Here is a 13,931-nt window from a genome sequence, read left to right as displayed (position 1 = left end):
AACTGGGCGCTAGCGCACCGGGCGGCGCCAGAGGCGCATATGTCCGCAGAAGAACAAGGACTGCGGATCATGGACCGTGTAACGGTGAAATCTAGACAGAACCTGGCGCCTCATTTTGGGTTGCCGCAGTACATCAATCTGGATGGGCCACACCCTTTTAATCGCGACGGCATTTGGAAAGCCGGTGGCGTAGGGTTTCGCTGGAAAGATGATATTCCCATGCAAAACTAATGCATGTGTTTTACCGTCGATATTTATCCGACGAGCCGAATCTATGGCGAGAATGATGGCGAAAACAGTGCTATCCCTGGCGATAATCTATGCCCTGTTGGTGGCATTGATGTGGGCCTTCCAGGAGCGTTTATTGTACCTGCCTAACGCTGGCCGCGAGCATATTGCCACTCCGTCCGACCGTGGCTTGGTATGGGAAGCGGTGACCCTGACCACTGAGGACAACGTGGCCCTGGATGCCTGGTGGGTACCCGCCCCGAATCCTCGCGCTAGCCTGCTGTTCTTTCACGGTAATGCGGGCAATATTTCCCATCGGCTTGAGAGCATCGCCCAGTTCCAGAGGCTGGGCTTGTCGGTATTGATCATCGATTACCGTGGTTATGGCCGCAGCGAAGGCAGCCCATCAGAGGCAGGCACGGCACTGGATGCTCGCGCCGCTTGGCAATGGCTGCGCGATGAAGGAAACGAGACCGACGAAATAGTGGTATTCGGCCGTTCATTGGGAGCGGCAGTGGCCGCAGAGCTTGCGGCAAGCTTAGAAGAGCACCACGCGGCCCCTGCAGCAGTGATCCTTGAGTCACCGTTTCGCTCGGTGCCCGAACTCGCCCAACAGCTCTATCCATTCCTACCCGCGCGCTGGCTGGCACGTATTGACTACCCAGTGGAAAGCTATGTTACGCAGATATCCGCACTACTACTGGTCATTCACAGCCGCGACGACGAGATTATTCCCTTTGCCCAAGGAGAAGCGGTGTACCAAGCAGCCCAGGAGCCAAAGCAGTTACTGGAGATTCAAGGAGGTCATAACACCGGCTTTCTTGACAGCGAACCGACCTACTCAGAGAGCATCGACGCCTTTCTGCGCGAGGCAGTCGGACTCGCCAGCCTCAATCAAGAGTGAGGCCGCCGTGCCGGTGACGTTAGTGAATGCATGTCAGCATTTGATAGCACAAACATCGGCCGCTTCTGCTCAGTGCTAAACGCCACCTCAATCATGGCAGCTGCAACGCGCTGTGTCGCAATCGGACGTACTGCTTTTGGTAGCAACGGCGCCATCGGCGTCAACAGCTTTTCAGCGATATTTTCTGCAACCCGTCCATCATCCGGCCGCCCCAGCAGCAGCGAGGGCCGTGCAAAAAATACGCTCGGCAACCCCAGCGCTTGGATATCCTGCTCCACGTCGCCTTTAACGCGATTATAAAAACTGGCAGAACGCGCATTGGCACCAACCGCAGTGACTACGCCTAGCTGGCTCACTCCAGCGGACATACATGCACAAGCAAATGCCAGAACCAGACCATGATCAATAGCGCGAAAAGCCGCTTTACTACCCGCCTGTTTTTGCGTTGTACCTAATGCCACAAAAGCTACTGAACCGGCAGGTATTAAGGCCGCAGCCTGCTCTTCCAGTTTGTTAACATCAATCACCCGCAGGCTGATTTTAGCGGCAACGGCATCCGGAAAAGCCTGCGATACATCTAACTCACGACGCGACAGCACGATGACAGTGGCAACCTCATCACGCTGGGTTAACTGGGTGACTAACTGCGTGCCTACAGCCCCTGTTGCACCCAGCACGATAGCCGTCTCAAACATGTTTGCGCCTCCTGGTACGGCGTAATTGGGGATGGGTAAAGATAGCGACGTTTTGGCCACCGCGCCCTTCTGCCACGCCTTAATCACTTTTTTATCATAACCGTGTAAGGTTGGTACAAGAACAGCCACTTAATGGCATTGCTAAACTTATACTGACACGGATGACGCTATGCCCACACCTTTAGAGGTACGTTTGCAGACACTGGAAAATTCACTGCAACAGGCGGGGATCACTTACCAATCACTTTCACCAATGGCGGACACCGGGCTTGCTCACGATCATGTATGGATGCACCGCCATGGCGATGATTGGGTAGCCCGGCTGCCCAAACAGAGCCAGATGGATCTAGCGCCCGCAGATAACCTTGCCTATGAAGCAGCGTGCTACGAGCGCGCCAGCCAAGGTGGCCACGTACCCCGTTTACACGGCACCTTGCCAGTCAGCGACGCACTACCCCGTGGTGGTCTGCTGGTGGATGCCATTGATGGCCGGCTGGCGCAGTTGCCAGAAGATTTACCGTGCATTGCCGACACTCTGGCCAGCCTGCACCAGCTGCCGTTGCCAGCACATCCCGCGCCACTGCTGGCCCCGGCAGACCCCTGGCAGGCTATGTGTGAGGAAGTCAGCCGCCAAGCCGAGTGGCTGGAAAAAGCTGACCTGAGTGGCGCTGTTATTTCACGTGTTCGCGACGAACTGAACGCGCTGCCCGTCACGCTACCTGATGCCGAGCGCTGCCTAATCAGCTTTGACACCCACCCCGGCAACTTCCTGATGACAGCAGAAGGCCGTGCGATCCTTGTGGACTTAGAGAAGTGCCGCTATGGTCTGCCGGGGATTGATCTCGCCCACACCTCGCTTTACACCTCAACCACCTGGGACATTAACAGCCAAGCAGTGCTCACCCTGGACGAAGTCGTCGCCTTTTATCAGCGCTGGCAGGCACGTATGGCCAAATCACCCAGTGCGGAAACTCTAGTGGCATGCCGCCGCGCCACCTGGCTGTGGTCGTTGACCTGGTGCGCCAAGTGGCGCGCCCAGCATTTGCACACTCAGGATACGGCGCATCGCGGCCAGGACTGGTCAGCAGAGCTCACCGATGCCGCCGTCATTGAGCACGTGCGGGACCGGGTCGAGCACTATTTGTCACTGCCCATTATTGAGCGGGTGCATAGTGAACTTAAGCACCTACAAACAGCTCTATAACCCATTGATTTCAAGAGATGTCACTATGAAGCCACGCGCTATCCTAACCACCGCCGTTGCCACTGCCATGCTGTCACTCACCGTGCCCGCCGCCGCCGCACCAGACCCAAGCGACTGGGAGGCGGTCTTAGAAGAAGCCAGCGGCCAGACCGTTTATTGGAATGCCTGGGCAGGCGAAGAGCGTATTAACACGTATATCAGCTGGGTAGCGCGGCAGGTAGAAATGCAGTACGGCATAGAACTTGTCCACGTCAAATTGGGTGACACCTCGGAAGCTGTTTCGCGGGTGCTGGCTGAGAAGCAGGCCGGCAACGATGACCGGGGTAGCGTCGATATGATCTGGATTAATGGCGAGAACTTTGCCGCCATGAAAGCCAATGGCCTACTGTTTGGGCCCTGGGCAGACGCCATGCCCTACTACGCGCTGACCGACCCTGACAACACCCCCGCCGTACGCTACGACTGGACCATTCCGGTCGACGGTTTAGAGTCCCCCTGGAGCAGCTCTCAGGTAGTTTTTTACTACGACACCGCGCTAGTAGAAAACCACCCCAACAACATGTCAGAGCTGCTGGAGTGGACTAAACAGAACCCCGGTGAGTTTACCTATGCCCAAGTGCCTAACTTTCTGGGCAATGCCTTTATTACTCAGGCGCTGCTAGAGCTAAGTGATACCACGGATATCTTTTATGACCCCATGCAAGAAGAGGACTTCGACGCCGCAACAGCACCACTATGGGAATTTCTCGATGAGCTTCACCCTCACCTGTGGCGCTCCGGTCGTGCGTTCCCTTCCAACAGTGCTGATCTGCGCAGCCTGATGGGCGACAGCGAAATCAGCATTGCGCTGTCGTTTAGCACCACCGAAGCCTCGGGCGCTATCGCTAACTACGAACTACCCGACACGGTAAGAAGCTATGTGCATGATAGCGGCATGATTGGCAATATGAGCTTTATGGCCATTCCCTATAACGCCCAGCACAAAGCAGGCGCGATGGTGGTGGCCAACTACCTAATGTCGCCAGAAGCACAGGCGGAGAAACAGGATCCAGAAGTGTGGGGTAGCAACACTGTGCTGGCTATGCACACGCTCTCGCCTGAGGAGCGCGCGCTGTTTGATGATATTGACCTGGGGATCGCTACCCTGCCGCCTAGCGAGCTAGGTGACGTGCTAGGCCAACCGCATCCAAGCTGGGTAGACGCAATAGCTGACGCGTGGCAAGAACGCTACGTGAACTAAGCCGATGCTGCTGCGTCTAGCCCCTTGGGTAATGATAAGCGTGTTAACCCTGCCGCTAGCGACAGGGTTGCTTATGGTGATTCTTCCGGCCTTTGGCTATTTGCCGGTGCTTGGGGGGGATACGTTCCACCTGGAGGCATGGCAAGCCCTATGGGCGCGCGCGGGCCTGCACCGTTCTGTTCTGCTGAGCTACTTTAGTGGACTTATCACTACGCTGGTGTCGCTGCTGATCGTAGTGCTGTTTTTGGCGGCTAGCCAAGGCACTTGGCTTGATCGTGCTATTCGGCGGATGGTCTCACCGCTGCTGGCCATTCCCCATGCCGCCGTGGCGTTTGGGCTCGCCTTTTTGATTGCACCTTCAGGGTTGCTAGTGCGCTGGGTCTCTCCTGGGCTCACTGGGTGGGAACGCCCCCCTGACCTGCTGATCGTCAACGACCCATTAGGCTTGGCGCTGATGGCAGGCCTAATCCTCAAAGAAGTGCCCTTTTTGCTGTTGATGAGCCTGGCGGCGTTGCCACAGCTACGCCCCGAGCTGCGTGTCACTCTGGCGCGTTCGCTGGGCTACGCGCCTAGTATTGCCTGGCTAAAGTGCGTTCTCCCTGCACTTTACCCACTGATTCGCTTGCCGGTATATGCAGTCATTGCCTACGCCACCTCGGTGGTAGATATGGCGTTGATTCTTGGCCCCACCCTACCACCAACGCTGAGCGTTTCGATTCTCACCTGGTTTAACGACCCCGATTTAAGCCGCCGCTTTATGGCCTCTGCCGGTGCCTTGCTGCAGCTCGGCGTTACCCTGGCGGCACTGCTGACCTGGTGGTTAGGCGAACAAGGGGTTAAACGACTTAGCCGGCGCTGGCTGGTTAATGGAGCGCGTAGTTCATGCTCAAGGGTGATTGCATTTGGCGGCCGTGCACTGCTGTTAACCGTCACGCTGTTGGCGATAAGCGCGCTAGGCGGGCTTGCACTTTTTTCAGTGGCGGGTTTTTGGCGCTTTCCAGACGCGCTGCCGGGTTCCTTCACGCTGGATCACTGGCAGCGCATCTTGCCCAGTGTGACGACACCGCTGATGAATACGCTGAGTGTTGGGCTGGCCGCAACGCTCATCGCTGCGGGACTGGTGGTAGCCACATTGGAGCACGCGGCGCGCCACCACCTGCCTGCCAGGCGAGCACTCTGGCTGCTGTACCTACCGCTTATTGTGCCCCAGGTGGCGTTTCTATTTGGCTTAGTGGTGGCTGCTGAAAGTGCTGGTCTTCGTCCTCAGCACGCCTTGGTTGTCGCCGTTCATCTGTTATTTGTGGTGCCGTATCTCTATTTATCGCTGTCAGAAGCCTACCGGCGGCTGGATCCCCGGTGGGTGCAGGTGGCGCTGTCGCTAGGTGTTACCCCCTGGCGAGCTTTCTGGCAAGTGCGCCTGCCTCTGCTGCTGGCGCCGTTACTCACCGCCTGTGCGGTAAGCTTAGCCGTCAGCATCGGGCAGTATTTACCAACGCTGCTGTTGGGCGGTGGGCGTGTTCCTACCATCACCACCGAAGCTGTGGCCATGGCGTCTGGTGGCAACCGCCGGCTGGTGGCGGTATTGGCACTACTTCAAGCGCTGCTGCCCTTTATTGGCTTTAGTCTGGCACTCTTGATTCCCCGCCTTGTATGGGCAAAACGCCGCCAAATGCGAGGAGCTGCATGACCCATAATCTCCAAACGCTGCATATTAAGCAGATGAAAATTACGCTCGCAGACGAAACGCTGCTAGCGATGCACCGCGACATAGCACCAGGGGAAGTGTTAACTGTCATGGGATCTTCCGGCTCGGGTAAATCCACGCTATTGGCCTATCTAGCGGGCTTTTTGTCGCCTGCCTTTCAGGCCCAGGGTGAACTCTATCTTGGCGATAAACGCCTGGACACACTGCCCGCTGAACGGCGCGGCATTGGCCTGCTGTTTCAGGATCCCATGCTATTTCCGCATTTAAGCGTAGCGGGAAATTTGCGCTTTGGCCTGCCACACCGTACCAACGACAAGCGCCAGCAGGTCGCCCAAGCGCTAGAGCAGGTAGGGTTAGCAGGCTTTGAAGCCCGTGACCCTGCTACCCTTTCCGGCGGCCAGCAAGCCAGGGTAGCGCTGATGCGCCTGCTGCTTTCACAGCCCCGCGCCGTGCTGCTGGATGAGCCATTTTCCAAGCTCGACACGGCATTGCGCCAGGAAATGCGCACGCTGGTGTTCGGCCAGTTGCGGGCCGCAGGCCTACCCACGCTGCTGGTCACCCACGATGAAGCCGATGCCAATGCCGCCGGAGGGCCGATCATTGTCCTTGGTTAACCCAGGCGCAGAACCCCCTACGCTTAGCATTGTGATACCGATGCTGAATGAGGCCATGGGAATTGAAACGGCGCTGGCTCTGCTGCAACCGCTACGGGAGACCAGAGTGGAAATCATTGTGGTCGATGGCGGCAGTACCGATCACAGCGTGGCGCTAGCTACCCCGCTAGCGGATACAGTAGTGGTTAGTGACACTGGCCGGGCACGGCAGATGAACCTAGGCGCAGAACGCGCGCACTCACCGGCGCTGCTGTTTTTACATGCCGATACTCAACTTCCCGAAGGGGCTGTTGAACAGATTAGTCAGGCGCTAAGCACGCACTGCTGGGGGCGGTTTGATATTCAGCTTGAAGGCCATAGCCGCTGGCTGCCCGTCGTCAGTACTCTGATGAACCTACGCTCACGGCTGAGCGGTATCGCCACTGGCGACCAGGGCATGTTCCTACGCCGGGAGGCGTTTGACGCAGTGGGCGGCTTTCCCGATCAGCCGCTAATGGAAGATATCGCGTTAAGCAAGCGACTGAAGGCACTTTCTCCCCCCGCCTGCCTTGGCATCAAAGTGGTAAGCTCAGGCAGACGCTGGGATAAGTTCGGCGCCTGGAAAACCATTCGCCTGATGTGGCGGCTGCGTTACCGCTACTGGCGCGGCGTAAGCGCCACTCAATTGGCCAAGGAGTATCGCAATGCCCGTTAAGCCAACCATGCAGCCCCACTTACACCTGCTGGCCAAGGCGCCACTGCCAGGGCAGGCGAAAACGCGCTTAATTCCTTACCTGGGGCCAGAAGGCGCAGCGCAAGCCCATGCCACTATGGTTCGCCACTGCGTTGCTACCGCCTGCCAGGCGTTGGGAGCAGTAAACGTCACGCTATGGACCTCTCTGGAGCATCAACATCCGCTGTTTTTGGAGCTTCAGGCGCACCACGGCATAGCCCTTGCCGCTCAACAACAGGGTGACGTGGGAATGCGCGTTCGTCATGCACTAAATAGCGCACAAGGCCCGGCGATGGTGATGGGCACCGACTGCCCAAGCATTACCGTTGGCATGCTGAAGCAGTGCAGTGAAGCGCTTGAAAGCGCACCCGTGGTGATTTTACCTGCCGAAGATGGCGGCTACGGGTTGATTGGCACTCACAACGACCACCCTAGCCTGTTTGAGGGAATACCCTGGGGAACTGAGCACGTGCTCAAGGTCACCCGCCAACGGCTTGCCGCGCTGCGTTTAAACGCCACCTTTCCCGACACCATGTGGGACATTGACCGACCAGAAGACTGGCAGCGCTGGCAACAAACCCTGAAAAACGCTTCCAAGGTGTAATGAATCCGCGCTGTGCGCCACTAATACTTAACAAATGTTCTGCTTCTAACATCGCAACGCCAAACCGGAGCCTGCCATGAACCGTCAGCGCCTGCTGATTATCACCCTGCTGCTACTGGCCGTGCTCGGCTTTTACCTGAGCGGCGCCCACACGTTTTTCACCTTGGAAACCCTACAAGCCTATCGCAGCGATTTTCAGGCAGCGTTTCAACAGTCGCCTTGGCAGGTTGCGGGGATTTTCTTTGCCGTGTACGTCGTCATGACAGCACTGTCGCTACCGGGTGCGACACTGCTCACTCTGCTGGGTGGGGCGCTCTTTGGCCTCGGTTGGGGACTATTGATTATCTCCTTTGCCAGCACCATCGGCGCCACACTGGCCTTTTTAGTTTCGCGGTTTCTATTTCGCCAACCGATTGAGAAGCGCTTTCCCCGCCAGTTTGAAACGGTCAATCGTGGCGTAGATAAAGACGGTGCTTTCTATCTTTTCACCCTTCGCCTGGTACCGGTGTTTCCGTTTTTTATGATCAACCTGGTGATGGGGCTAACGCGGCTCAAAACCACCACATTCTATTGGGTGAGCCAGCTTGGCATGCTGCCCGGTACGGCGGTTTACGTGAATGCAGGCGGCCAACTGGGCGAGCTGGAAAACCTTAGCGGCATTATTTCCCCTGGATTGCTGGCATCGTTTGCGCTGCTGGCCGTGTTTCCCTGGATAGCGCGTCGTATTGCGCTACTGGTGCAAAAACGCAATGCCTACCGTGGTTATACTCGTCCATCCCGCTTTGATTACGACATCGTAGTGATTGGCGGTGGCTCGGCAGGTCTTGTTACTAGCTACATTGGCAGCGCCGTAAAGGCCAAAGTGGCGTTGGTAGAAAAGCACAAAATGGGCGGCGATTGTTTAAATACCGGCTGTGTGCCCTCTAAGGCGCTGATTCGCGCCGCTCGCGCCGCCCATGAAATCCGCACGGCGCAACGCTTTGGCATTAGCGCCAGCGAGCCAGAGATAAATTTCGCCGACGTGATGGGCCACGTTCATCAATCAATTACCGACATCGAACCCCACGATAGCGTCGAGCGCTACTCAGGACTTGGGGTGACGGTGTATCAAGATCACGCCACCCTAACGTCTCCCTGGGAAATTAAAGTGGGTGAGAAAACCCTGACCGCCCGCCATATCGTGCTGGCCACCGGTGCACGCCCCCGAGTGCCTTCGCTTCCTGGCATTGAGCACGCACCGATTCTCACCTCGGAAAACTTATGGTCGCTCACCGAGCTGCCTAAACGCTTGATCGTACTGGGTGGCGGTGCGATTGGCTGCGAGCTAAGCCAAAGCTTTGCCCGCTTAGGCAGCCACGTAACACTCGTGGAAGGCGCGCAGCAGCTGCTTAGCCGTGAAGACACGGAAGTGGGCGAGCACGTTGCGCGCACGCTTACCCAGGAAGGCGTGACCGTGATGACCAGCGCTAAAGCGCTGGAGGTCTGCCAAGTCGGCCAGGAACACCAGCTTGTAGTGGAGCATAATGGCGAACGGCTCACTGTCGAATTCGACTACCTGCTGGTGAGTGTTGGCCGCCAAGCAAATGTTGAAGGCTTAGGGTTGGAAGCGCTGGGCATTACCACCACAGAAGGCGGCACGCTAGCGCTGAACGAGCGCCTGCAAACCCGCTTGCCCAATATTTGGGCCTGCGGCGACCTAGCCGGCCCTTACCAGCTCACCCACGCCGCCGCGCATCAGGCGTGGCACGCGGCAGTCAACGCGCTGTTTGGCGAGTTGAAAAGCTTTGCAGTGGATTACCGCTTTATGCCTGCCGTCACCTATGTGCAGCCGGAAGTAGCGCGGGTCGGGCTAAACGAAAAAGAGGCCACCGCCAAAGGAGTAGCGTTTGAAGTTACCCGCTACGCCATGAGCGAAAGCGACCGCGCCATTGCCGAAGGGGCCACAGAAGGTTTTATCAAGGTGCTCACCGTGCCCGGTAGAGACAAAATACTCGGTGCTACCATCGTGGCGGAAAACGCCGGGGAGTGGCTGGGTGAATTTACCATTGCGATGAAGCATGGGCTGGGGCTGAACAAACTGCTGGGCACCATTCACCCCTACCCAACGCTGGGTGAAGCCGCCAAGGCCACCGCGGGCGTATGGAAAAACGCCCACAAACCCGAGCGTATTCTCACCCTGCTTGCGCGCTACTTCCGCTGGCGCCGTGGCGAGGAAAAGTGATGCCGCCCATGAAACACCTGGTGCTGATTGGCGCGGGCCATGCCCACGCCTTTGTGCTGGAAGCCTTTGCCCAGCGCCCAGACCCTGCGATAGCAATTACCGTGGTCAGCGATAGCAATCTGGCCGCCTATTCCGGCAGCGTGCCCACCTGGCTGGCTGGGGAATGCACGCTACGCGAAACACAAATTGATGTGGCGGCACTATCGCAACGGGCAGGTGCCCATTTAATCACCTCGCCTGCAGTGGCTATCGATCCCACTAAGCGCCGAGTAACGCTAGCGAATGGCGAGGTGATCCAGTTTGATGTGGCCTCCTTTAACGTGGGCTCCACGTTACGGTTGCCCGAACAGTCATTGCCAGAGCAGAAGTTTTCCAAAACCCATGACGAACTGCGCCCCTACTTATTGGCGATGCGTCCACTAAGCTCACTGCACCACCGCTGGCAAGCGCTAAGAGAGAAGATCGACCAACTCCCTACGGGCACTCACCAGCGGGTGGTGAGCGTAGGCGGCGGCGCGGCAGGCTGTGAAACCTTGATGAGCGTGCTAGCGCAGCTTCGTCAACAGCGCGCCGACATTACCTGGCAAGGCACGCTAGTCAGTGCATCACCAACGCTGCTACCCGGCGCCGGTCGGCTGCCCCGCTGGTTAACAAAGCGGGCGCTGCACCGGGCAGGTATTACACTGCGTCACGGCGTGCGTGGTCAGGCGCTAATAGCAGGTGGCGTGCGCACCTCTGAAGGGGAACTCATTGACGCGGATATCGTGCTATGGGCGACCGGTGCCGTTGGCCAAGCCTGGCTTAAAGACACCGCGCTGCCGCTAGATCAGCATGGGTTTATCCAGGTGAATAAGACCCTTGAAGTAGCGAGCCAGCCGGGGCTGTTCGCCGCTGGCGACTGTGCGGCTTTCAACCCACCACTGCACACTTCTCCACTGCACGTTTCTTCTCTACCTAAGGCCGGCGTGTACGCGGTGCGCATGGGGCCACTGCTCGCCGACAATCTGCGCGCCGCCTGCCACCATGAACCGCTGGCCGCGTGGCAGCCACCTAAACGCGTGCTGGCACTGATTGGCACTGGCGATGGCCACGCGATTGCCAGCCGTGGTGAGATCGGTTTTTCAGGCCGCTGGGTATGGGAATGGAAAAAGCGGATTGATGCGCGCTTTATAGCGCGCTTCAATCCGCCTTTTAAGTCATAAATAATGGCGGCGCTCAGGTTGTGACTAAAGGCTTAATTGGCTTCGCGCCAGCCGCCTAACACGCGACTATCTGGGCCAAAGAACACCAGCCGGTCGTGGTCAATCAGATAGCGATAAGCCGTATCGAGCATATCGGTTACCCGTTTGGCATCTTCCATATTAGGGCAGGCCATGCGGGTGGACGCCAGCTCGCTAAACTCAATCCGCTGACTTTCGCCTAAGCTCACGCTACCGGTAAAGCGGTTACAGCCATCCGAGCCACTTACTTTACCGTCGCGCTCAATGCGGAAAAACGGGGTTTCCTGCATGGAGAGCCGCTCATCGGTGCCTACCAGCAACAAGTTCCAGCGCTGCTCGACAATCGGGCCGGACAATTCAGTGCTTTTCGGGGCATCCACACGCTCTTGCTGAGGGGCGCTGCTGCACGCACTGACCAAAAGCGCCAAGCCCATTCCGAGCACGGCATTACGGGGTAGTCCTTTCACCTTACGGTTACTCCTCATTTTTAACGTTACCAGCTTCCGCTATTTTCCATTGACGCCCATGGCTCCTGGGGCGAGAGCGCATCGCCTTTTTGCAGTAGCTCGACAGAAATACCGTCGGGCGACTTTACAAACGCCATATGTCCATCCCGAGGTGGGCGGTTAATGGTGACACCATTATCTTGAAGCTTTTGGCATAGCGCGTAAATATCGTCAACGCGATAGGCTAAATGACCGAAGTTGCGCCCACCGGCTACCTCTTCTGGATCCCAGTTATAGGTCAGTTCTAGCTCCGGAGCCGTTAAACGTTCTGAGCGTGCCTCATCCTGCGGTGCGGCGAGAAAAACCAGCGTAAAACGGCCTTTTTCGTTCTCTTTACGACGTACTTCTTTCAGCCCCAACAGGTCGCAGTAAAACGTCAGCGACGCGTCCAGGTCAGTTACCCGTACCATAGTGTGCAAAAACTGCATGTCACTCTCCCTTTGTGATTACTGGGTATATTCGCTAAAGATAGCAGGGGGACTGTCGTTACGAGTCCAGCTGAGCACGGCATAATCATCTACACGACCTGTTTCCATCCCCGGCGAACCGTGGGGCATACCCGGTACCGTTAACCCAACAACGTCCGGACGCTCTTCCAGCAGGCGTTTAATATCCGACGCGGGGACATGGCCTTCAATCACGTAGCCATCCACCAGGGCGGTATGGCAGGAGGCCAGTTCAGGAGAAACGCCGTTGGCCATTTTAATGGCACGGACATCGCCATCACGGTGGTGATTAACGTCAAACCCTGCCTCTTCAAGATGAGCCACCCAGTCACTACAGCAGCCGCAGTTAGGGTCACTGTGGACGTCAATAGTAGGCGCTGCCAAAGCACTTAACGAATAGGCAGCCAGAAGACCACCTGACAAGCATTTAATTAGACGATTTCGTGACATTCAACCACCCTCCTCACAGATCTGTATAATAGTACATCGACTACTTTGCGTAGGGGCCACCCCAAGGAGCCATCAGTGGATTCGATTACCCAAGCAGCATTAGGGGCTGCCGTTGGCGGCGCCATTTTAGGCCGCCGGCTGGGCCGTAAAGCCGTGTTGATTGGTGCGCTGCTCGGCACGCTGCCCGACCTAGACGTCGTGCTCGACTACGGCGATGCCGTGGCCAATGTAACGGAGCACAGAGGCTTCACCCACTCACTGTTTGTGCTGACCGGCCTAGGTACTCTATTTGCCCTGCTGGCTACACGCTTTTTTCCAGCAACAGCAGCACGGCCTATTCACTTTCACCATTGGTGGTGGTTTTTCGTGCTTTGTCTGACCACTCACCCGCTGCTTGATTCCTTTACTACTTACGGAACTCAGCTATTTTGGCCGCTAGACGTGCCGCCCGTGGCATGGCCTATCGTGTTTATTATCGACCCTTTTTACACGCTACCGCTGCTTATTGCCTTGCTTATCGGGATTACCACTAAAAAAGTGCGTAATGCCTGCGCCATAGGCCTCGCGCTCTCCAGCGTTTACCTACTGTTAGCGGCGGGTGCGAAGTGGAGCGTTGAACAGCGCCTCGCGCCGGTCCTGGCTGAGCAAGGGCTTCAGCAAGCGCCCATCTTGATCCAGCCCACGCCGTTTAATATTGTGCTGTGGCGCGCCACCATTATCGATGACGACCGCTATTACGAGAGCCTAGTGGGTTTATTCGATCGCCAGCGCTCCTTAACGCTTGAGCCGCTTAGGCGCAATGTAGCCCTTGAGGAGTATGCACTGGCGGGGCCGCGTGGCCAGCGATTGGCGTGGTTTACCGGTCCTTTTTTGCGCTATGAAACACGCCTTATAGATGGCCAGGAAACGTTGATTGCCACGGATATCCGCCTCGGCTTTCCAGGTTTCCACCCGTTCAGCTTTACGCTGGCAACGCGGGATGGGGACACATGGAGACCGGTAGAAACGAGCGAGCAGCTCGAAACCTCACGGGACCTCCGCCTGGAAACGCTCTCTAGACTCGCCTCCAGAGCGGCAGGTGATGTTACCGCGCTTTGCGCTAGCGACTTTATTGAGCCCCAGTGGCGTGCAGAACCGTTCCTTTACCACTGTTAAAACGCTAGCGCTATTATGATAAGCCGC

14 protein-coding genes and 1 pseudogene are annotated in these 13,931 nt (G+C 57.2%); 11 read left to right on the top strand and 4 right to left on the bottom strand.

The window, feature by feature from the left end; genetic code table 11:
* Together MOY_RS15925 and MOY_RS15920 are read left to right on the top strand one after the other, a co-directional pair.
* Positions 1-231: pseudogene (locus MOY_RS15925) on the top strand (TauD/TfdA dioxygenase family protein); the annotation flags it as partial.
* 43 nt (positions 232-274) lie between these two features.
* Positions 275-1,132, top strand: coding sequence for an alpha/beta hydrolase (locus MOY_RS15920; RefSeq protein WP_009101801.1), 858 nt, complete (start codon positions 275-277; stop codon positions 1,130-1,132).
* Here the strand turns inward: MOY_RS15920 and MOY_RS15915 are convergent.
* Complete coding sequence (locus MOY_RS15915) at positions 1,123-1,827, bottom strand: NAD(P)H-binding protein (protein ID WP_009101800.1); 705 nt, start codon at positions 1,825-1,827, stop codon at positions 1,123-1,125. The two genes, MOY_RS15920 and MOY_RS15915, sit on opposite strands and share 10 nt — an antisense overlap.
* A gap of 169 nt (positions 1,828-1,996) precedes the next feature.
* On the opposite strand from MOY_RS15915, the gene MOY_RS15910 reads away from it, so the two are divergent.
* From MOY_RS15910 to MOY_RS15875, 8 genes are all read left to right on the top strand, one after another.
* Complete coding sequence (locus MOY_RS15910) at positions 1,997-3,031, top strand: phosphotransferase family protein (RefSeq protein ID WP_009101799.1); 1,035 nt, start codon at positions 1,997-1,999, stop codon at positions 3,029-3,031.
* 25 nt (positions 3,032-3,056) lie between these two features.
* A complete protein-coding gene (locus MOY_RS15905; RefSeq protein ID WP_009101798.1) occupies positions 3,057-4,271 on the top strand; it encodes an ABC transporter substrate-binding protein in 1,215 nt (404 codons plus the stop codon).
* A gap of 4 nt (positions 4,272-4,275) precedes the next feature.
* Positions 4,276-5,958, top strand: coding sequence for an ABC transporter permease (locus MOY_RS15900; protein ID WP_009101796.1), 1,683 nt, complete (start codon positions 4,276-4,278; stop codon positions 5,956-5,958).
* Positions 5,955-6,590: an ATP-binding cassette domain-containing protein gene (locus MOY_RS15895; RefSeq protein WP_009101793.1), complete on the top strand. Its 636-nt coding sequence runs from the start codon at positions 5,955-5,957 to the stop codon at positions 6,588-6,590. Before MOY_RS15900 ends, MOY_RS15895 begins: the two co-directional genes overlap by 4 nt.
* The gene (locus MOY_RS15890) at positions 6,577-7,284 is read left to right on the top strand and encodes a TIGR04283 family arsenosugar biosynthesis glycosyltransferase (RefSeq protein ID WP_009101791.1); all 708 of its coding nucleotides are present in this window, start codon (positions 6,577-6,579) and stop codon (positions 7,282-7,284) included. The genes MOY_RS15895 and MOY_RS15890 overlap by 14 nt, the downstream gene beginning before the upstream one ends.
* The gene (locus MOY_RS15885; RefSeq protein ID WP_009101789.1) at positions 7,274-7,906 is read left to right on the top strand and encodes a TIGR04282 family arsenosugar biosynthesis glycosyltransferase; all 633 of its coding nucleotides are present in this window, start codon (positions 7,274-7,276) and stop codon (positions 7,904-7,906) included. Before MOY_RS15890 ends, MOY_RS15885 begins: the two co-directional genes overlap by 11 nt.
* Positions 7,907-7,982: 76 nt before the next feature.
* A complete protein-coding gene (locus MOY_RS15880) occupies positions 7,983-10,127 on the top strand; it encodes an FAD-dependent oxidoreductase (RefSeq protein WP_009101787.1) in 2,145 nt (714 codons plus the stop codon).
* Positions 10,127-11,329, top strand: a complete 1,203-nt coding sequence (locus MOY_RS15875) for an FAD-dependent oxidoreductase (protein WP_009101785.1) — start codon at positions 10,127-10,129, stop codon at positions 11,327-11,329. Before MOY_RS15880 ends, MOY_RS15875 begins: the two co-directional genes overlap by 1 nt.
* A gap of 32 nt (positions 11,330-11,361) precedes the next feature.
* Here the strand turns inward: MOY_RS15875 and MOY_RS15870 are convergent, their stop codons facing one another.
* The 3 genes from MOY_RS15870 to MOY_RS15860 are packed head-to-tail and all read right to left on the bottom strand — an operon-like array spanning position 11,362 to position 12,749.
* Positions 11,362-11,781: an META domain-containing protein gene (locus MOY_RS15870; RefSeq protein WP_443134869.1), complete on the bottom strand. Its 420-nt coding sequence runs from the start codon at positions 11,779-11,781 to the stop codon at positions 11,362-11,364.
* 59 nt (positions 11,782-11,840) lie between these two features.
* On the bottom strand, positions 11,841-12,281 hold the full coding sequence (gene gloA, locus MOY_RS15865) for a lactoylglutathione lyase (RefSeq protein ID WP_009101781.1): 441 nt from the start codon (positions 12,279-12,281) through the stop codon (positions 11,841-11,843).
* 18 nt (positions 12,282-12,299) lie between these two features.
* Positions 12,300-12,749 (bottom strand): DUF411 domain-containing protein, encoded by a 450-nt coding sequence (locus tag MOY_RS15860; protein WP_009101779.1) that lies wholly within the window; start codon positions 12,747-12,749, stop codon positions 12,300-12,302.
* A 75-nt stretch (positions 12,750-12,824) separates the two neighbouring features.
* Here MOY_RS15860 and MOY_RS15855 point away from each other — a divergent pair, with 75 nt between their 5' ends.
* Complete coding sequence (locus MOY_RS15855; RefSeq protein ID WP_009101777.1) at positions 12,825-13,904, top strand: metal-dependent hydrolase; 1,080 nt, start codon at positions 12,825-12,827, stop codon at positions 13,902-13,904.
* Positions 13,905-13,931: the final 27 nt, after the last annotated feature.

Origin of the sequence: Halomonas sp. GFAJ-1, assembly GCF_000236625.2 — a bacterium.
Lineage (GTDB): Bacteria > Pseudomonadota > Gammaproteobacteria > Pseudomonadales > Halomonadaceae > Vreelandella.
This window is presented reverse-complemented; position numbering and strand designations above follow the sequence as displayed.